We start from the raw sequence: 19263 nt of genomic DNA, 5'->3' as shown, positions 1-19263 counted from the left end.
TTGTAGTCCTCAGAGGCATCATTGAAGAGGAGGAGCTTTTATGGCGACAAGCGAAACTGCTGCCGTGATACGGACAAGACGCCCCGTGCTGGCCCTTGCCATGGGCGATCCGGCCGGTATCAGTTCGGAACTGACGGCCAAGATACTCTCCTTGCCGGAGCTTTGCAGTGCCGCGCATTTTATCGTTATCGGCGATCGGCGCATCCTGGAGGAGGGCGCACTGATCGCGAAAGTCACGCTCGATCTTGATTATCGAACGGCGGACGAGTTTTCGACCGAACCAGCAGGGCGGCCAGTCTTCGTCGATCTTGGGCATCTGGATCCTGCTGACGTCACACGTGGCGAGGCGACCCTTGCCGGCGGCACCTTTGCGACCGAAAATTTTCGTTTTGCGCTTCATCTCGCAAACGAAGGCCGCGTCGATGGCATCTGCTTTACGCCCTTCAACAAGAAAGCGATGCGCTATGCCTATCCAGGCTACGACGACGAGATCCGCTTTGTTTCCGACGTTCTGTCCTTTTCGGGAAAGATGCGGGAGTTCAACGTGCTGGAGCGAATCTGGAACGCGCGCGTAACCTCGCATATCCCACTGTCGGCAGTCTCCGGTCATATCAGTCAGGATGCTATTTTGGCGGAGGTGGAGCTGACCGCCGCCTGTCTGCGGCTCGCGGGGATTGACGAACCGAAAATCGCGGTGGCGGGACTCAATCCGCATGCCGGTGATGGCGGGAGCTTCGGATTAGAAGAAATCGAAATAATCGAACCTGCAGTGGCGCGGGCCAAAGCCGAGGGATATGCGGTGGAGGGGCCATTTCCGGCCGATACGGTATTTCTGCGCGCCCTCAAGGAAGGGTTCCACGCGGTGTTGACCATGTATCATGACCAAGGTCAGATCGCGATGAAGATGATGGGCTTCGACAAAGGGGTAACGATGATGGGCGGCCTGCCGTTCCCGCTCTGCACTCCCGCGCATGGAACAGCCTACGATATAGCCGGTCATGGAATCGCCGATGTTGGGGCATCGCGAGAGGCTGTGCTGTTGGCGGCGAGGATGGCTATGCGACAGGCAAGCTTGAATAGGGCGTCTCAAAATATCGATTGACGAAAACCGGACCACTCCGCCGGGGTAGGAGCTTGCGGCGGATGGTTCGACAACCGGGAGGAAATGATATGTTGAAACAGATTACGTTGGCGATGCTGGCGACCATCGCGGCAGCACCAGCGCTGGCATTCGAGCCGGCGCGGCCGGTCGAATTCGTGGTGACCTCGGGCCCAGGCGGTGGCACCGACAACTTCGCCCGCACGGTGCAATCCATTATCTCCAAGCATAAGCTGATGGATGCGTCTATCGTCGTCACCAACAAGGGCGGCGGGAGTGGAGCAGAGGGTTTTGTCTACGCTGCGGGCCATAAGGGCGATCCCTACAAGCTGACATTCGGTACCAACAATGAATATCTCCTGCCGAGCGTCGCAGCCGTTCCTTACAAGGCTGAGGATCTGACACCTGTAGCCGCGCTCGCACTGGACGAATTTCTCGTATGGGTGAATGGCGAATCCAAGGTCGACGATATCAAAGCCTTTGTGGCGGCGGCCAAGGCAGAGCCAAAAGCAATCCAGTTCGGTGGAAGCCAGTCCAAGGATACCGATCAGATCCTCGTTTCGACGATAGCGGACGCCACCGGAGCGGAGTTTCGCTACATTCCGTTCAAGAGCGGCGGCGAGGCAGCCGTCCAACTGGCCGGCGGTCACATCGACGCCAATGTGAACAATCCCAACGAGAATCGCGGTCAGTGGCAGGCGGGCATGGTAAAGCCGTTATGCGTCTTCCGGCCCGACCGCTTTCCGAAAAGCGAGCCGGTGCATGATGGCAAAGGCTGGAACGATATCCCTACATGCGCTGAGGCTGGGCTGGCGATCGACAGCTACCGCATGCCGCGAACGGTCTGGCTGCCGGCCGGGGTTGATGAAGCGGCGGTAGCCTTTTATCGCGACGTCCTGAAGAAAGTCTCCGAAACGCAGGAATGGTCAGATTACGTGGCCAAGACTTCACAGACGTCGCAGTTCATGGCCGGGGATGACTTCAAAGCCTACCAGACAGGTGACCGCGAGAACGTGCGCAAGGTGCTCAAGCGCGAAGGTTGGCTGGTGGAGTAAACCAAACGGGGGGCGCCCAGCAGGCGCCCCTGCTTCCCGCAGCGCATTGGAGGTGAGCATGGTTGAGTTCGAGAGGGGATCTGTGTCCCGCAAAACGATGGAGATCGTTACGGCGTTACTGACTGCTGGGGCCGGTTTAGCTATCTGCTACGGGTCTTGGCGAAGCGGGATCGGCTGGAGCGACATGGGGCCGGAAGCAGGTTACTTCCCGTTCTATATCGGCGTTCTGGTTATCCTTGGCAGCCTGGTGACGCTCGTGCGCAGCGCATTTTTTTATCAGCACGACGGGGAGATCTTCCTCGATTCTAAAAGGGCCAGGCCCGTCCTCGGCTTCTTTCTACCCGTCGGCGCTTTCATCGTCGTTTCGCTTCTTCTGGGCCTCTATGTTGGCACTGCTCTCTACATCTTTGGCTCAATGAAGTGGCAGGGAGGTTATCGCTGGTGGGTTTCTGCCCTCGCAGCACTGGCCGTGACTGCGCTCTTCTACCTCGTGTTCGAGATAGGTTTTCAGGTTCCCCTGCTTAAGGGACCGATTGAAGGCTGGCTCGGCATCTACTGATCCGCAATGCGGTGACACCGCTATTGCCGGAACCCTTGGGAGGAAACAGACAATGGGCAATTTCGGCTACCTGATGGATGGCTTTGCCACCGTCATCACCACGCACCACATTGTCATCATGGTCATCGGCGTCATGCTGGGAATCCTCGTCGGCGTGCTGCCGGGGCTAGGTGCGCCGAACGGCGTGTCGCTTCTCCTGCCGCTTACCTTCACGATGGACCCGATTTCGGCCATCATTCTTCTTTCCTGCATGTACTGGGGAGCACTTTTCGGTGGCTCGACGACCTCGATCCTCTTCAACATTCCCGGTGAACCATCCTCAGTTGCGACGACGTTCGACGGCTATCCCATGGCCCGAAACGGCCAGGCCACACGTGCTCTGACTCTCGCCTTTATGTCTGCCGGTATTGGAGCGCTGGCCGGCGTGGTTATGATTACACTGCTGTCGACATGGGTCGCGCGCTTTGCGCTGCAGTTTTCCTCGCCGGAATTCTTTGCGGTGTATTTTCTTGCCTTTGCCAGTTTCATCGGAATGGGTGCCAACGCACCCGCCAAGACATTGGTCACGATGATGCTCGGCTTTGCCCTGGCCACCGTCGGAATGGATACGATCTCGGGCGGGTTGCGGCTCACCTTTGGCATCCCGGATCTCATCAAAGGCGTTTCCTTTCTGGTTGCGGTCATGGGACTCTTCGGGATCGGGGAGTTACTGCTAACCACGGAAGAGGGACTCCGGTTCGATGGGATCAAGGCGCGGGTCCGGGCAGTTGATGTGCTCAAAGCGCTGAAGGAGATGCCGCGATACGGGTGGTCGATCCTGCGTTCGACGCTCATTGGAATCTGGATGGGGATAACACCTGCCGGGCCGACTGCGGCGTCATTCATGAGTTATGGATTGGCTCGCCGGTTTGCCAAGGACAAGTCGCAATTCGGCAAGGGCGACCCGCGTGGCATTGTTTCGCCCGAAACTGCCGACCATTCGGCCGGCACATCCGCTCTCTTGCCAATGCTCGCCCTTGGTGTTCCCGGGTCGGCAACGGCTGCCGTGATGATGGGCGGACTAATGATCTGGGGCATGACGCCAGGACCCATGCTCTTTATCGAGCGGCCGGATTTTGTCTGGGGACTCATTGCGTCGATGTATCTCGGCAATGTCGTTGCGGTACTGCTCGTGCTCACGACCGTGCCGCTTTACGCCTCGATCCTGCGTGTGCCTTTCTCGATCGTCGGGCCGGTGATCGTGGCCATAATCTTTTCGGGTGCCTATCAGATCGCCAACTCGACTTTCGATATGTGGCTCGTCCTCGGCTTTGGTGTCCTTGGCTATCTCTTCAAAAAACTCGACTATCCAATCGCCCCGCTCGTGCTTGCCATGGTTCTGGGTGACAAGGCCGAGGATGCATTCCGCCAATCCATGCTGATGTCAAATGGCTCGCTGACCATATTCTGGTCCAACCCGCTGGTCGGGGGAATCATGGCCCTGGGGCTCCTCATGCTCGCATGGCCCGTCGTTGCCAAGGCCGTTGGCCTGCGCGGCATCCGCCGCGGTTCAGCCACTACGCATTCGGCCAAGCTCTGACGGCACGGCTACCTTCACCGCCTCGAAAGGATCAATCGCCATGAACCATCACGAACAATTTCCAGGCGCAAGCCGGCCGGTCGAGGCGTGTATCGTTGGCACAGGTGGATTTGGCCGCAGTTTTCTGGCGCAGGGCCTGCGTGTTCCCCTGATGAACGTACGCATAGCTGTGGACGTAGACAGCGCTACAGCGGCGGCCGCGCTGAAATCCGTCGGAGTGGAGAACGTAGCCGAATGCCAAAACAGGGAAGAGGCCAGCCGCTTTTGGGCCGACGGACTTACGATAGCAGCCGGCAATCTCTCGCATGTCCTGCATTTGCCATTCGATGTACTGGTTGAGGCGACGGGACATCCGGAAGCAGGTGCGCGTCACGCCAAGCTCGCGATCGAGGCGGGGAAGCATCTTGCCCTTGTTTCAAAGGAAGTCGACAGCGTTGTCGGTCCCGGCCTTGCTCGAATGGCTACTCAAACCGTGGTGACCCCGGTCGATGGTGATCAACCCAGCCTTCTCATCGGCCTGATCACCTGGGCGGAAGTTCTCGGTTTCGAGATCGTCTGTGCCGGAAAATCGAGCGAATATGATTTCGTCTTCGATCCTGTGACCGAAACGCTAACGAGCAACGGTGTTTCCATTGATGCAGTGGGTTTCGCTGATCATCTTCACCTGGGAGAACGTGACGTGGCCGAACTCTCCGGTGCGCGGTCGCGGGCCGCCGCGAGTTTGCCGCAGCGTGCCGTACCCGACCTTTGCGAGCTGGCTGTCGTCTCTCATTCTGTCGACCTCGTTCCCGACCGCCCGGATCTTCATTGCCCCATCACCCGAATTTCGGAAGTGCCAACCTTCTTTTCTACGCGGGATGACGGTGGACTTCTTGACGGCGAACGACGCATGGATGTCTTCCATTGCTTGCGCCTTCCAGGCGAAATTAGCTTCGCTGGGGGTGTCTTTATCGTCATACGCTGCAGGGATACGGCAAGTTGGGAACTTCTCGCCGAAAAAGGGCATATCATCAGCCGTAGCGGCGCGACTGCAATGATCTATCTGCCCCGCCATCTTCTCGGCCTGGAAGCAGCCACAAGTGTTCTTGACGCAGGACTTAATGGCGTCTCTAGCGGCTCGCGGCATCCCATACCACGCTTCGACCTCGTTGCTGTCGCCGATGTCGATCTCAGCCCTGGAACCCTGTTGAGAGCGACAGGTCATCATCATTCCATTGATAACGTCTCATCCGCCCTGATACCGGCAAGGCCACTCGAAGCCGATCAGCCTGCCCCGTTCTATCTGGTCGCCGACCGTCGGCTGGTCCGGCCGGTGAAGGCCGGCAGTGCGATCCGCCTCCATGATATTGCCGCGGAGGATTCGCACCTGTTGGACTTGCGCCGCCGGCAGGATGCCTTGTTCTTTGGAGGCGCGGGCAGCGCCCGCGAGCATGAGCCTGGGGAGCGCCATGGTTCGGGTTTGGCAGGATCACAACCCATTACAGCCGGGTAAGGACGATGACTGCATAGCGGCATGGTTCATCGCCCTCGTTGGCGAAGACACAATCATTTGGCCCGCCGAGCTCAAGGCAGTCTCCTTGGTGGAGTGTGTATGTGGTTTCGCCTTCTGCGAAGCTTAGCGTGCCGTTCAGGACCCAGATCAGCTGCCGCAGGAACAGAAAAGCGCTGGCCGGAAGCGAAACGCGCGCCTTTGGTGGCAGATCGATATGCACCACATCCATCGGCAGGTCCGAGGCGGGCGAGACGTGCCGGCGTACATAACCGCTGTCGGGATCGATCCACAGAGGCTGGTCCTCCTGACGGAGCAATCTGCCCTCCTGCATCTCCGCACGGGCCATCAATGTTGACATCGTCAGGCCGAATGCACCGGAAAATCGGGCGAGGAGCATGGCTGTGGGGCTGCTTTCTCCGCGCTCCACCTTGTTGATCATGGCGCGGGAGACGGCGGATTTTTCCGCAAGCTCGGTCAGCGACCAATTGCGTGCTTCTCGCTCCAGACGGATACGCCTGCCGATTTTCTGATCGACACTATCTATTTTATGAGACATAAGGAAATTATAGTAGACGAAATTAAGGGGTGCAAGCCGTGAATGTGCGCGATGCTGTGGAGAGCGATCTTCCGGAAATCCTTGAAATTTACAACGATGCCGTCCTGAACACGACGGCGATCTGGAATGAGGCAGAAGTCGATCTCGAGAACCGCAGAACGTGGCTGAAGGAGAGGCAGAGACAGGGTTTTCCGGTCATTGTCGGCATTGATGATTTGGGCCGCGTTACAGGCTATGCCTCTTTTGGCGACTGGCGTGCCTTTGCGGGCTATCGGCACACGGTCGAGCATTCCGTCTATGTAAACAGAGAGATGCGCGGAGCGGGCATTGGCAGGACGTTGATGCTGGCGCTTATCGACAGGGCGCGCCAGCTTCGCAAGCATGTGATGATCGCCGGAATAGAAGCGAACAACGAAGCATCAATCCGGCTGCATAAGCAGCTTGGCTTCGAGACTGTTGGGTATCTGCCGGAGGTTGGGACCAAATTCGGCAAATGGCTTAACCTGACGTTCCTGCAGATCACGCTAGACAGGGGTGCGCCGCACTAGGCAGTGCAAAGTGCCGATTTCGCCGCATGATATTCCCGCTCCAAGCGGGCCACAAGATCACTCGCCGGAAGAATTTCCTTAATTGCACCAATACCTTGGCCGCAGCCCCATATATCCTTCCAGGCCTTGGCGCCCGTCGTTGCAGCTTCGAAGTCCATCTTTGACGGGTCGGCTTCCGGCAGGTGGTCCGGGTCCATTCCGGCCTTGGATATGGACGGCTTCAGGTAGTTGCCATGGATTCCGGTGAAGTAATTCGAGTAGACGATATCTGAAGAGGCGGAGTCGACAATCATTTGCTTGTAGCTGTCGACTGCCCGCGCCTCATTCGTCGCGATAAAGGGTGAACCAATGTAAGCAAGGTCCGCGCCCATGGCTTGCGCGCCCAATATGGCGCCGCCGGTGGCGATTGCGCCGGAGAGCAACAGAGGACCATCGAACCATTCGCGGATTTCCTGGACGAGTGCGAAGGGCGAAAGGGGGCCTGCGTGACCGCCCGCGCCGGCTGCAACCGCAATCAACCCATCGGCACCTTTGCGAATGGCAGAATTTGCGTGCCGGTTATTGATGATGTCGTGAAGTACGATCCCGCCATAGGAGTGAATCGCCTCGTTTACCTCAGGAACCGCGCCCAAAGACGAAATAACCACGGGAACCTTGTACTTTACGCACATCATTAGATCATGTTCGAGCCGTTTGTTGGACCGGTGGACGATCTGATTGACAGCGAATGGAGCGGCAGGGCGATCGGGATTTTTCTCGTCGTGGTTGCGTAACTCTTCAGTGATTTCAGCCAGCCATTCGTCAAGCTGTGCCTCAGGCCGGGCGTTAAGGGCCGGAAATGAGCCGACTATGCCAGCCTTGCACTGCGCGAGCACCAGCGCCGGATGCGAAACGATGAACAACGGCGCTCCGACAACGGGAATACGAAGCGTGGATTTCAGGATTTCCGGCAAGGCCATATGCATCTCCCAATGCGATAGATTTTGACGTTTGCGTAAACGTAACTTCTTTTATCAGACCTTTCGCGTTGAGCAAGTGAAAGCTAAGTTACTTGTGATTGTAGGGACAACCCTAAATGGAAAAACCTGAGCCATATTCGACATTTCTTGCGCAATAATCGAGGAAGTGTGGGCCAGTTTTGCCGATTGGTCGTTCAGACAAGCGTGGTGGGAAGGCAAAAATCAGTCTCCTCCCTGCGAATGATGATTTGCTGGGGTAGATGGAAAACGGGGGAGGTCGGCGTGCCCGCAGCGCCGCAGTTGGCTGGTGCCTTGTCGGCGAAACCGCCATCATTGCGCCGCGAGAGTCTTGAATAAGGAGTAAGATGCGTTATGGCTAGCCATTCATACGAGCTGCTTTGAAGGGATTACCGTCGAGTTGGAAGCGATTGAACAAGCGATCCGGAACGCACTGACCAAGGCGGACGCCAGGAATCCCGCGATCCGTCAGAAGGTCTACGAATCCGCGTGGGGCGCGCATGAGCGTTCACTCGCTGCCAATGGGGCGCTCGACGACAACCAGCGCGAAGACCGGCGTGAACGACTGAAAGCGGCAATCACCCGGATCGAGGACGAAGTCCAGGCAACAGGGTCGATAACGCCTCCTCCCGCGCCCGCTCCCATTGTTGAAAGGCAAGAGCCGATCCTGGCGGTGGAGCCTGCACGCACGCCGGGCCAGGCGGCAAGGATTGAGCCTTCGCTCAAGGGCCCCACGGAGCCGGAATTCGATGCACCGGAGCTGGCATCAAATGAACCGGCGGCTGCGGATAATTATCGGCCGGACCGGTTGCGGCCCCGCCTGCAGCGTAAAACCGAACGCAGGAAAGCGAGCGGGCTCACCAAGGTCATCATCGTCCTCGGCATGCTTGCGGTTGCACTCGGTCTTCTTTGGCTCGTCGCGTCCGGAATAATCAATTCGAAGCCATCCAGCATCCCTCCGAGCACTGGGAATCCTGCCACCAACGGCAGCCATGAACCGGTGAAAGAAGGTGAATTGTCGCCCGAAGGTAACTGGATCGAGATTTTCAATCCGTCCGACATGACGCAAGTCGCGCTTGCGGGCCGGGCGACCGCCACTATCGCCGGCGATGAACTTGAAAAATACGTGCGCATCCAATCACCAGGCGAGACCGACGATATCAGCTTCCAGGTCGGAGAGGGCGTACTCGAGCAACTTGCTGGGAAACGGGCGGTGTTCGACATCATTGCCAAGACCGAGGATGGGACGAGTACGCAAATCGCGGTGAGCTGCGACTTCGGCAATCTCGGCGATTGCGGACGCAAGCGATTCGACATTTCCGACGCCAGCAAGGAGTATCTCGTCCAGATGCAGTTTCCCGCCGGCAAGGAGCCAGGGGGCGGCGGCGCGATCAAGATCAATTCTGATGTGTCCCAGTCGGGCAAGCCGGTCGATATCATTTCGATTCGCGTTCAGATCGCGAACTAGACGAAAATGGCCCGCGCGTTCCTGTCTTCGGGTGATCTGATCGCGGATCGCCGCGCTTCATATGCTGATATGCTCTTCGAGACGGGGGATCAGGCGGCGGCCGCCGACCTCATGCGCCAAGCGCTCGAGATCGTGCCGGAATGGCCGGCCGGACTGTTCCGTCTTGGCGAAATGGAAGCGGCAGCGGGGCAGGGCGATGCAGCGGCGGAAACTTGGCGCAGACTTTTGCTGCTCGATCCTGCCGATCGTTTTGGCGCCGGATTGAAGCTCGCCGCTACCGGCCATGCAACAGTGCCCGATACGCCGCCGGCAGCCTATGTTGAAACACTGTTCGACGCCTACGCCCCGACCTTCGAGACTGCCCTCCTGAATAAGCTGGACTACCGTGTGCCCGAATTGCTCGCGAACGCCGTCAAGCGCGCGGCCCCCGGCAGGCGGTTCCGTTCGGTCGTTGACCTCGGCTGCGGAACCGGTCTCATGGGCCCCTATTTTCGAGAAGTGGCAGACTCCCTTGCCGGGATGGACCTCTCGGAGGTGATGTTGCAGAAAGCAGCGGAAAAGCAGATCTATGACCGGTTGGAGAAAGGCGACGTCAACGAACTTGACATGCCATCTCGCAACGCCGACCTGGTTATCGCCGCCGATGTCTTCGTCTATGTCGGTGATCTCCAGCGTGCCTTCGCCAACGTGGCAAAGACCCTGGCCTGCGACGGACTGTTTGCATTCTCTGTTGAAAATCATCCAGGTGACGACGACCTGATCCTGCAACCATCGTTGCGATACACACATTCCGAACACTATGTGCGCAGGGTCTTAGCCGAACATTCAATGGCGCCCTTGAGCATCGAGCGCGAAACAATCCGTATGGATCGCGGCGATCGGCTGCAAGGACTTATCGTTGTGGCGAAACCTGTGGATTGAGGGAAGAGCCTCAGCTGATCAATCCTTGCGGAAAACCAGGCGGCCCATCCAGCCGGTCAAGACTGCGAGGAATACGGCGAACAGACCATACAGCAGGCTGTGCTGGTTGGCGGCGCGATAAATGCGGAATTCGAGGCCGGCCTTGACGATGTTGAGGCTGGTCGCGCTTTCACGCAGGAATTCACCGTTGCGGAAAAGATAGGCGCGCGCCACATGCTTGCCCACCGGCACGTTGGCAGGCAGAGAGAGCGTCGCGCGAAACAGCGTCGACGACAGGAACTGCACATCGCCCATGCGCTGGCTGTAGAGTTGCTGTTTCAGCTTCAATCGTGGCAGCTCCGTTGTGAACTCCTGGAGCGCTTCACTTGACCCAAAGCCATCGGGGGCCGGCTCGTAGAAGATATTGTTCACACCCAGGCTCAGCTGACGGAATATTTTGGGTGTAGTGATGTCCTGCAGGCTCCGGGTCGAGGCAAGGGAGTAGGAGGCCGGAATGTGCTGGAACGACACCGATTCCGCATTGACCCAGATTCCGAAGTACCTGTCCTTGCGGCGTACGACGAAATTGCGCGCGGGTCCTTCGAGAATGACGACGATGTCGTAGCGTCCTTGCCGCTGGATCAATGGATCGGCATTATCCAGCGCGCCAAAAACCGTCAGATCTGTGCCGCGGAATCCGGAAGTGATGGCGATGGTGTCAGTGGACAGCCCGATCTCCACCGTCTCCTTGTTGACGGGTTGTTGCGCAAGCGCTCCCTGTCCCGCAAGGATCGGTACAATCAGAGCGAGAGCGCGTACCGCGATCATCATCATCATTATGCCCCCGACGCCATGGCGAGGGTGATGGAGTAAAGATCATCGGGCGTGACAAAGAGTTCGATGGCGAGGCGCAGGCCGACCGCGAGGACCAGCAAAGCCAGCAAGGCGCGCAGTTGCTCGCCGCGCAATTTCTGGCCGATGCGGGCGCCATATTGTGCGCCCACGACACCGCCCGTCATCAGCAGCATCGCAAGCACGATATCGACCGACTGGTTGGTCGTCGCCTGCATGACTGTAGTGAAGGCGGTAACGAAAACGATCTGGTAGAGCGAGGTTCCTATGACGACATTGGTCGGAACCTTGAGCAGGTAGATCATGGCCGGAACCATGATGAACCCGCCGCCGACACCCATGATCGATGAGAGAAAGCCGATAGCTGCACCAAGGACCATCACGGGAATGATGCTGACATAGATCTTCGATGCTCGAAAACGCATCTTGAACGGCAGCTTGTGCACCCAATTGTGCTGGCCGGGCTTCTTCAATGTCGCAAGTTGCCCGGCCCGCGTTCGCCGCATTGCCTGAACGCTCTCGTAAAGCATCAGGCCGCCGATCGTACTCAGGAACACCACGTAGAGCAGTGAGACAATGAGGTCCAGCTGACCGAGCTCGCGCAGCAGGACGAATACATAAATACCGACACCAGCGCCGACCACGCCGCCAATAACAAGCAGGGATCCCAATTTGAAATCGAGCGTGCCGCGCTTGAAATGCGTCAGGGCCCCGCTGAACGACGAAGCGATAACCTGGTTGGCGCCAGTGGCAACTGCGACCGCCGGCGGGATATTGTAGAAAATCAATAGCGGCGTGATCAGAAACCCGCCGCCGACGCCGAACATGCCCGACAGAAAGCCCACCGCCGCACCCATAAAGAAGAGCACGAAGACATTGACCGAAATCTCGGCTATAGGCAGATAAATACCCAATACGAACCCCAAACCCATCATGGTGCTACGACATGGTCGTAACACCACAATGACAGCAATTCTTTAAGGTTTCTTGCCCACTCGCGGGCGTCGAGTCAAACACTGACTGAACGACGCCCCACATATCGGTTCAAACACGAAACCATTTGTCGCAACAATATTCTTTGCAATGCTTTGCGGCAAAATTTGCTCTAGCTCTGTGTGTTCTTCAGGAGCAGGTTCCTGACGAGGTCGTTGTCGATATTGCCTGTTGGCTTCAATCCATTGTCTTTCTGAAACGCCATGATCGCGTCGCGTGTCTTGGCACCGATCCTGCCGTCAGAACCACCGGCATCATAGCCATTCTTATTAAGGATAAGCTGGACGTTGCGGATGGCTTTTTTCATGTCGAGGGAACCGGTGGTGACGGAGCCCGCTGCGGCCGGAGTCTCGCGCCATTCTTCCGGCACGTTGAGGGCATTGGCGTCCGGATTCATCGGCTTTGGTTTCCACAACGAGGTCGCGGCGCGTGCACGCTCGACCTGATCCGGAGCCATGGCTTTCGCTACTTCATCGCGCTTTTGCGCCGCGTCCTTGTCCCCTGCATTCGCCGCCAGCGCAAACCATTTGTAGCTTTCCTCAAGGTTCTGCGAAACGCCCATTCCCTTGGCCGAGAGAATGGCAAGGTTGAACTGGCTGTCCTTGACGCCGAGTTCGGCCGCCTTGGTAAACCAGCGTGCAGCGGATTCGTTATCCGGTGCGCCGTCGGTTCCCGCCGCAAAAAGCACCGCGAGATTGTGCATTGCACTGGCATTGCCCTGTTCCGCAGCCAGTTGATAATAGGTCTTGGCCTTCGCCAGATCGCGGGTAACGCCGATACCCTTCTCGTAGAAATTACCGATCCGGTATTGAGCAGGGGCGTAGCCGCGTTCTGCTGCGAGATTGTACCACTCGGCGGCTTTGGCGTAATCGCTCGTCACGCCTTGGCCATCCATGTAGCGGCCGCCAATTTCGAAGAGCGCCTTGCTGTCGCCCTTTGCGGCCGCTTCGCGCAACGGCTCCGGCCCGGCTTCCGCCGGTATGGCCGGCAGGCCCGGCACGGTTTCAGTAGCGGTAGAGGGACCGGTAGAAGTGGCTTCAATAGTGGGCGGCGTGTTCTGCTGGGTGGCAATCACGCTTTCCACGCTGTCGGGGGCGGGCTGTGAAGCTGCCAGCTCACGTGAGGCATTGTTCTCGGCCGGGGCAACTGGTTCCTTGGCGCCAGCGGATTCAGCGGGCTGGGCCGTTTTCGGAGCAGCGGAAGTGGCCGCTTGCGGGTCAGAGGGGCCCTGTTCAGGCGTTGTGACGCGAGACTGCGGTACAGCGATATCCAGCCCTGCCGGGTGGTCCTGGAGTGCATTTTTCAATTGCAGGCCGGCGATCGCAATCATGATTGCTCCGATCGCGAGAAGGATGGGCTTGCGCTGGCGTGAAATCAGATTGCCCTTGGCGCCTGCGTCGGCTTTGTCCGAAACAACGGCCGTGGATCGCCTTTGGCTTTCGACTTCCGAAGCGGCTGCCTGCGCTGCCCGGCGTGCGGCCGTTATGAAATCTGCCTTACCGGCAGATGCATCACCGGCCAGCGATGTTTCCCGCCGGTCATCGCGAACGCGCTTCAATATGGAATTCAGATCCGGCATACCGGAACCCGGCTCGAGCGGACGATTGAGAATGTCCGGATCGAGCTCCACCTTGATGTCGGATTTCTCGGCTTCTTCGGCCGTTTCCATCGATGGGTCCAGAGGCGCGGCTTCCGGCTTGCTGCGCCCTTTCAACCCGCGTGTGAGGCCGCCAAACAGCGATTTCCTTTCGCGGGGCGCATCCTCCGAGATTTCGGCATCAACGGAAAGAGCCGGTGACGGTTGCTCGACTTTTGAGAAAATTGGCGCATCGAATACCGGCTCGACGTCGATGGCGGGATCGTAGGCCAGCGTTGCCTTCATTGCTGGCTCATCCGTAATGAACGTCGTGCCTGTGGTGGCTTCCTGAGGCTGTCGCGCAGGACTGCTTTCCAGCGAAGCCAGCCGGTCGACTATCTTGAGCAGGGTGTCGTGAATGGCCTCAAAGGTCTTGGTGTTGCGCTCTTCGGATTTGCGCGCAAGCATTTCCAGCGTTTTCAAATCATCGGCGAGTTCGCGGGCGATCGTGTTGTCCTGCGTACTGCCGAAATTCGCTGTGTTGCGAATGGCTTCAGCGGCAGCATTGCGGGCCGCTTCCACGACGAGGTCGCGACTGGCGGCGATCGACTCTTCAATGGCTTCGAGACGCGTCGGGATGGCAGCCATTTCCGCATGACGATCATTCGACTGGGACAGGTGCTCGGCCAGCCCGGCGATCTGTCGTTCGAGGTTGCGGATGGCGTCCTGTGTACCGTCTACCTGAGGCACATTCTGCGCTATATAGCGCGCCATATCGTCGAACCGAGCCTCCAGATTGTCGGTCAGGCGAATATCGCTGTGCTCGGTCAGCATGTGATGGTCGTCGAGCCGCCGGGTAAGTTCTTCGAAGCGTTGATCGATTTTCTCGATGAACGCGGGATCAGCGGCCGGCTGCGGCATGGTTTCAAGTTTATGGATGATTTGCAGCACCCTGTCTTCCAGATCGCGGAAGTCGGAAATGCTGATCGAGGCAGGCGCATTCTGCAGGTGGCGCGTTACAGCGGAGAGCTGTTCCGACAGGACGTCAAGATTGAGCGCAGGTGCTGCGTGCTGTTCGGTCAGATGATCAACGCGCTGAGCAAGTTCGCCCATGCGCTGGAGCATCGTGTCCGTCGTACGGTCGTTGGACGCTTCTTCGAACCTGGAAGCCAGCGCTGCAATGCGCGCTTCGAGCCGCTCGAATGCATCATATTGGGCGGTAACCGGCCGCGACGTGGCGACGATAGCCCGGCTGATCTCATCCAGACGCTCGTCGACCTGCTGCATGAACCTGGCGGGAAGCGATGAGCCGTTCTTGCGCGCCATCTGCTCAACAGCACCCGCCAGCAGTTTCAGCTTGTCTTCGACATTTGTCAGTTGCAGCGAGTGCGGCAACACGTCCATCGCCTGACGGATCTCGTCCAAACGCTCTTCCAGCGAGGCAAGCGAGGCGTTTGCGTCGCCGGCACCACCGGGATGGCGCTGTGCGAAGGCATCGAAGCGATCATCCATCGCGTCCCAGCGATTCCCAAGGCTCTTCACCGACTCTTCGCGTGCCAGCGTGTCCACGGTGCGTTTGAGTTCGTTGAGATCGCCGCGCAACATGGAAAGGTGGCCGCTTTCGGTATGGCCACGATTCATGACGCCATCGGAAGCCGCAGACTGGCGCAGGCGGTTCATCGCTTCGCCGTGTGGCTCAAAACGGCCCGGCCCCGGCGCTTCCATCTCGTCGCGCATTTCTTCGCGAAGCTGCTTGAGTTGTGCCGCAATTGCCGAAAGATCATGCTTCCCGTCGGTACGCTGGCTTGCTGAGGTGGAAGCCGATTGCACGGCACCACGCCTTGGCGATGCGGGTTGTCCGGCCCGTGAAGCGAGGGCGGCAAAGCGGTCGGCGATATCCTGGCTCTCTTCCTGGATTTCCGGTTTCATGGCGTTGCGCAACTGGCTTTCGAGGGCCTCCAGCGTGCGGTTGAGACTGTCCAGCGACGTCGCATCACGGCGCGCGCGATTCACATTGACCTGTTCCATCAGTGACCTTTGGTTCGTCATGGACGTCTGCTACCGGGTTGACGCCAGCTTCTGGCGCGTTCAAAACTTGAGCTTGCGGAGCAGTGGCACTGGCCTCGGTTTGCCGAAAGAAGCCGAATGCGTCCTCAAGGACGTCCATTCGGGCCAATCCGGAAAGCCGGGACAATTGATTGCCCCACGCGGTCCGACAAGCCGTGAAAAACAAATCACACATAGACACGGATCACCGACAACGTGACATTGGCGAAACGTGGTAAACAACTGGTTAAGGCAGCGGACGGAGCGGATAAAAATGTATTCGGCCAGTTCTGTGCGGGGGCGTTTCTCATCCGGATTCACGGCGTGGAACCTTAGGGTCCGGACCAGATTGACAGGTTGCAACCCCACCGGGGCAACCGTCCGCCAGAGATTAATCGCGCCGAATTCAAATTGACAAAATTTTGACGTTTACGGAAACGTCAAAATTTGTTAGAAAAGGTGAAATCCTGAACGGCACCTGCCCGGTGCTGTATTTGCTCGTTTATGTTTTGGAGGAAACCTGATGCCGAGTTACCGCGCGCCCGTTGAAGACACGCTGTTCATCCTGAACGATGTCCTTGGATTTGAACGCTACAACAACCTGGCGGGATTTGGCGACGCGTCGCCGGATATCGTTGAAGCGATTCTCGGCGAAGGTGCAAAACTGGCAGAAAATACACTGTTCCCGGTCAATCAGACCGGTGATCACGAAGGCTGCGTGCGGCTCGACGATGGATCGGTAACAACGCCGAAGGGCTTCAAGGAGGCATTCGACCAGTATCGCGAAGGCGGCTGGGTCGGTCTTGCCGTACCGCAGGAATTCGGGGGACAGGGCTTGCCCTATGCGCTGCATGTAGCCGTTGGCGAATATATGGCATCGGCCAATATGGCCCTGGTCATGTATCCCGGCCTGACGCAAGGCGCGATCGCAGCCATTCTTACCCATGGCACTGACGAACAGAAGCAGGCCTATCTGCCCAAGATGACGGACGGCACGTGGACCGGCACGATGAACCTGACCGAGCCGCATTGCGGAACCGATCTTGGTTTGTTGCGCAGCAAGGCTGTACCGGATGGGGATGGGTCCTACCGGATTTCGGGACAGAAGATTTTCATCTCCGCAGGCGAGCACGACATGGCGGAGAATATCATCCACCTGGTGCTGGCCCGCATCGAAGGCGCGCCAGAAGGTACCAAGGGTATTTCACTGTTCATCGTCCCAAAGTTCAAGCTCGACGAGAATGGCAACCCCGGAACGCGCAATGGTGTGTCGTGCGGTTCCATCGAAGAGAAGATGGGCATCCACGGCAACTCGACCTGCGTCATGAACTATGACGAAGCTACCGGTTATCTGATCGGTGGCGAGAACAAGGGTCTGCGCGCCATGTTCACGATGATGAACGAGGCGCGGCTGGGCGTGGCCCTCCAGGGGCTGTCCATTGGTGAGGTGGCTTACCAGAATGCCGCAATTTACGCGCGGGACCGCATTCAGGGCCGTGCACTGACCGGACCCAAGGAGCCGGACAAAAAGGCCGATCCGATTATCGTCCATCCGGACATCCGACGTATCCTTCTGACGATCAAGTCCTACAACGAAGCCGGTCGTGCCTTCATCCTCTGGTCAGCACTGAAATCGGATATTGCGCATCGTTCCGGCGACGCGACTGAAAGACAATTGGCCGACGATATTCTCGGTCTCATGACACCGGTCTTGAAGGGTGTGTTGACCGACAAGGGCTTCGAGCACGCCTGCATGGCTCAGCAGGTTTTCGGCGGCCATGGCTATATCGAAGAACATGGCATGAGCCAGTATGTGCGCGATGCGCGCATCGCCATGATCTATGAAGGCGCCAATGGCATCCAGGCCCTTGATCTCGTCGGACGCAAGCTAGGTGCCAATGGCGGCCGTGCGGTCATGGCCTTCTTCAAGGAAGTCGGTGATTTCTGCGAGGAAAATCGCGGCGACGAGAAGCTGGCCTTCTTCACCAAGCATCTCAAGAAGGGTCTCAACGATCTTCAGGCCGCCTCCATGTGGCTGATGCAGAATGGCATGGCGAACCCGGACAATGCCGGCGCTGCCTCGACGGACTACATGCATCTCTTTGGCCTGGTTTCTTTGGGGTACATGTGGGCACGCATCGCCAAGGCATCGCATGCCAAACTGGCGGAAGGTGCCGACAACAAGGCATTCTACGAGACCAAGCTGATCACCGGCAAGTTCTTCATGGAGCGCGTCATGCCGGAAACATCGGCGCATCTTGCCCGCATCCAGACCGGGGCGGATACGATGATGGCGCTTGCCGCGGAAGCATTCTAAGCTGCTCCAAGCCAATTTCGAGCCGCAGTCTCGCGGCTCGTCCACGACTGTTTCGGGAGGTTTGTGATGGGTCTGCGACCGGAAGAAGTACTGGGTGTTCCAAAACCTGACTGGAAGACCGACGACGTCGTGATGCTGGAGGACATGGCCACGAAGTTCCTCGAGGCCGAAGTTCTGCCGCATTATGAGCGATTTGAAAAACAGGAAATATTCGACCGTTCAGTCTGGGAACTGGCTGGAGAAAATGGCCTTCTTTGCGCCTCGATGCCGGAGGAATATGGCGGTGCCGGTGGCACCTACGCACATGAGAGCGCGATCCTCGAAGCCATCAGCCATGTCGGCGTCGACGGATTCGGCATAGCACTGCATAATTCTATCGTCGCCCCCTATATCCTTCATTATGGCTCGGAAGAGCAGAAACAGAAATGGCTGCCAAGAATGGCGACTGGCGAGCTGATCGGTGCCATCGCCATGACCGAGCCTGGCGCAGGTTCTGACCTGCAGGGCGTCAAGACCAGCGCCAAGAAGGATGGCAATCACTACGTCATCAATGGCTCGAAGACATTCATCACCAATGGCCAGCTTGCCAATTTGATCATCGTGGTGACGAAGACCGACCCTTCGCTGGGTGCCAAGGGCACCTCGCTGATCGTTGTCGAGACGGACGGCCAGGAAGGCTTCGAGCGCGGCCGCAACCTCGACAAGGTAGGGCTGAAGTCGAACGATACCTCGGAACTGTTCTTCAACGAGGTCCGTGTCCCGACATCCAACCTTCTTGGCACCGAGGAAGGGCAGGGATTTGTCCAGCTGATGCAGCAATTGCCGCAGGAGCGCTTGCAGATTGGCGGCTCGGCGATTGCCATGGCCGAGCGGGCCATTGCGATCACCACGGACTATGTCAAGGAGCGCAAGGCTTTCGGCAAAGCGGTAATAGAGTTCCAGAACACGCAATTCAAGCTGGCCGAATTGAAGACCGAGGCCACGATCGGGCGCATATTCTACAATCACTGCGTCGGGCGCCACGTGAATGGCGGCCTTGATCCGGTGACGGCCTCGATGGCGAAATACTGGCTGACGGATCTGCAGAACAAGATCGTCGACGAGTGCCTGCAGCTGCATGGCGGCTACGGTTATATGAACGAATTTCCAATTGCCCGCATGTTCCGGGACGCACGCGTCCAGCGGATCTATGGCGGCACCAACGAAATCATGAAGCTTTTGATCGCCCGCAGCCTTTGAGCTGCCG

Annotated in this window: 14 protein-coding genes and 1 pseudogene; 10 read left to right on the top strand and 5 right to left on the bottom strand. The window is 58.1% G+C overall.

The window, feature by feature from the left end; genetic code table 11:
- Window positions 1-40: 40 nt before the first annotated feature.
- The 5 genes from CU103_RS13900 to CU103_RS13880 all read left to right on the top strand — a co-directional run bounded on the left by CU103_RS13900 (window position 41) and on the right by CU103_RS13880 (window position 5784).
- On the top strand, window positions 41-1102 hold the full coding sequence (locus CU103_RS13900; RefSeq protein WP_106664521.1) for a 4-hydroxythreonine-4-phosphate dehydrogenase PdxA: 1062 nt from the start codon (window positions 41-43) through the stop codon (window positions 1100-1102).
- Between the two features lie 68 nt (window positions 1103-1170).
- Window positions 1171-2154 carry a tripartite tricarboxylate transporter substrate binding protein gene (locus CU103_RS13895; RefSeq protein ID WP_106664520.1) on the top strand — a complete coding sequence of 328 codons (984 nt, stop codon included), beginning with the start codon at window positions 1171-1173 and terminating at the stop codon, window positions 2152-2154.
- 58 nt (window positions 2155-2212) lie between these two features.
- Window positions 2213-2713 (top strand): tripartite tricarboxylate transporter TctB family protein, encoded by a 501-nt coding sequence (locus CU103_RS13890; protein ID WP_106664519.1) that lies wholly within the window; start codon window positions 2213-2215, stop codon window positions 2711-2713.
- A 52-nt stretch (window positions 2714-2765) separates the two neighbouring features.
- On the top strand, window positions 2766-4292 hold the full coding sequence (locus CU103_RS13885) for a tripartite tricarboxylate transporter permease (protein WP_106664518.1): 1527 nt from the start codon (window positions 2766-2768) through the stop codon (window positions 4290-4292).
- 40 nt (window positions 4293-4332) lie between these two features.
- Window positions 4333-5784 (top strand): NAD(P)H-dependent oxidoreductase, encoded by a 1452-nt coding sequence (locus CU103_RS13880; RefSeq protein ID WP_245448779.1) that lies wholly within the window; start codon window positions 4333-4335, stop codon window positions 5782-5784.
- Here CU103_RS13880 and CU103_RS13875 read toward each other — a convergent pair.
- Window positions 5771-6340, bottom strand: a complete 570-nt coding sequence (locus CU103_RS13875; RefSeq protein WP_106664517.1) for a helix-turn-helix domain-containing protein — start codon at window positions 6338-6340, stop codon at window positions 5771-5773. The two genes, CU103_RS13880 and CU103_RS13875, sit on opposite strands and share 14 nt — an antisense overlap.
- A gap of 38 nt (window positions 6341-6378) precedes the next feature.
- Between CU103_RS13875 and CU103_RS13870 the strand changes: the two genes are divergently transcribed.
- Window positions 6379-6888 carry a GNAT family N-acetyltransferase gene (locus CU103_RS13870; RefSeq protein WP_106664607.1) on the top strand — a complete coding sequence of 170 codons (510 nt, stop codon included), beginning with the start codon at window positions 6379-6381 and terminating at the stop codon, window positions 6886-6888.
- On the opposite strand, the gene CU103_RS13865 is transcribed toward CU103_RS13870, so the two are convergent.
- The gene (locus CU103_RS13865; RefSeq protein WP_106664516.1) at window positions 6885-7847 is read right to left on the bottom strand and encodes an NAD(P)H-dependent flavin oxidoreductase; all 963 of its coding nucleotides are present in this window, start codon (window positions 7845-7847) and stop codon (window positions 6885-6887) included. The genes CU103_RS13870 and CU103_RS13865 overlap by 4 nt on opposite strands.
- Before the next feature lie 418 nt (window positions 7848-8265).
- Here CU103_RS13865 and CU103_RS13860 point away from each other — a divergent pair, with 418 nt between their 5' ends.
- Window positions 8266-9333, top strand: coding sequence for a hypothetical protein (locus CU103_RS13860; protein ID WP_106664515.1), 1068 nt, complete (start codon window positions 8266-8268; stop codon window positions 9331-9333).
- Between the two features lie 6 nt (window positions 9334-9339).
- A complete protein-coding gene (locus CU103_RS13855) occupies window positions 9340-10254 on the top strand; it encodes a class I SAM-dependent methyltransferase (protein ID WP_106664514.1) in 915 nt (304 codons plus the stop codon).
- 18 nt (window positions 10255-10272) lie between these two features.
- On the opposite strand, the pseudogene CU103_RS13850 reads toward CU103_RS13855, so the two are convergent.
- The 3 genes and pseudogenes from CU103_RS13850 to CU103_RS13840 all read right to left on the bottom strand — a co-directional run.
- Window positions 10273-10998 (bottom strand): annotated as a pseudogene (locus CU103_RS13850) (TIGR02186 family protein); the annotation flags it as partial.
- A 71-nt stretch (window positions 10999-11069) separates the two neighbouring features.
- Window positions 11070-12017 (bottom strand): sulfite exporter TauE/SafE family protein, encoded by a 948-nt coding sequence (locus CU103_RS13845; RefSeq protein WP_210203761.1) that lies wholly within the window; start codon window positions 12015-12017, stop codon window positions 11070-11072.
- Window positions 12018-12190: 173 nt separating this feature from the next.
- Window positions 12191-15703, bottom strand: a complete 3513-nt coding sequence (locus CU103_RS13840) for a peptidoglycan-binding protein (protein ID WP_106664512.1) — start codon at window positions 15701-15703, stop codon at window positions 12191-12193.
- 520 nt (window positions 15704-16223) lie between these two features.
- On the opposite strand from CU103_RS13840, the gene CU103_RS13835 reads away from it, so the two are divergent.
- Entirely contained in the window at window positions 16224-18017 is a 1794-nt protein-coding gene (locus tag CU103_RS13835; RefSeq protein ID WP_106664511.1) for an acyl-CoA dehydrogenase C-terminal domain-containing protein, read from the top strand.
- Window positions 18018-18083: 66 nt separating this feature from the next.
- Window positions 18084-19256, top strand: coding sequence for an acyl-CoA dehydrogenase family protein (locus CU103_RS13830; protein ID WP_106664510.1), 1173 nt, complete (start codon window positions 18084-18086; stop codon window positions 19254-19256).
- Window positions 19257-19263: the final 7 nt, after the last annotated feature.

It is taken from the genome of Phyllobacterium sophorae, from assembly GCF_003010965.1.
In the GTDB taxonomy this organism is placed as follows: Bacteria; Pseudomonadota; Alphaproteobacteria; order Rhizobiales; family Rhizobiaceae; genus Phyllobacterium; species Phyllobacterium sophorae.
This window is presented reverse-complemented; position numbering and strand designations above follow the sequence as displayed.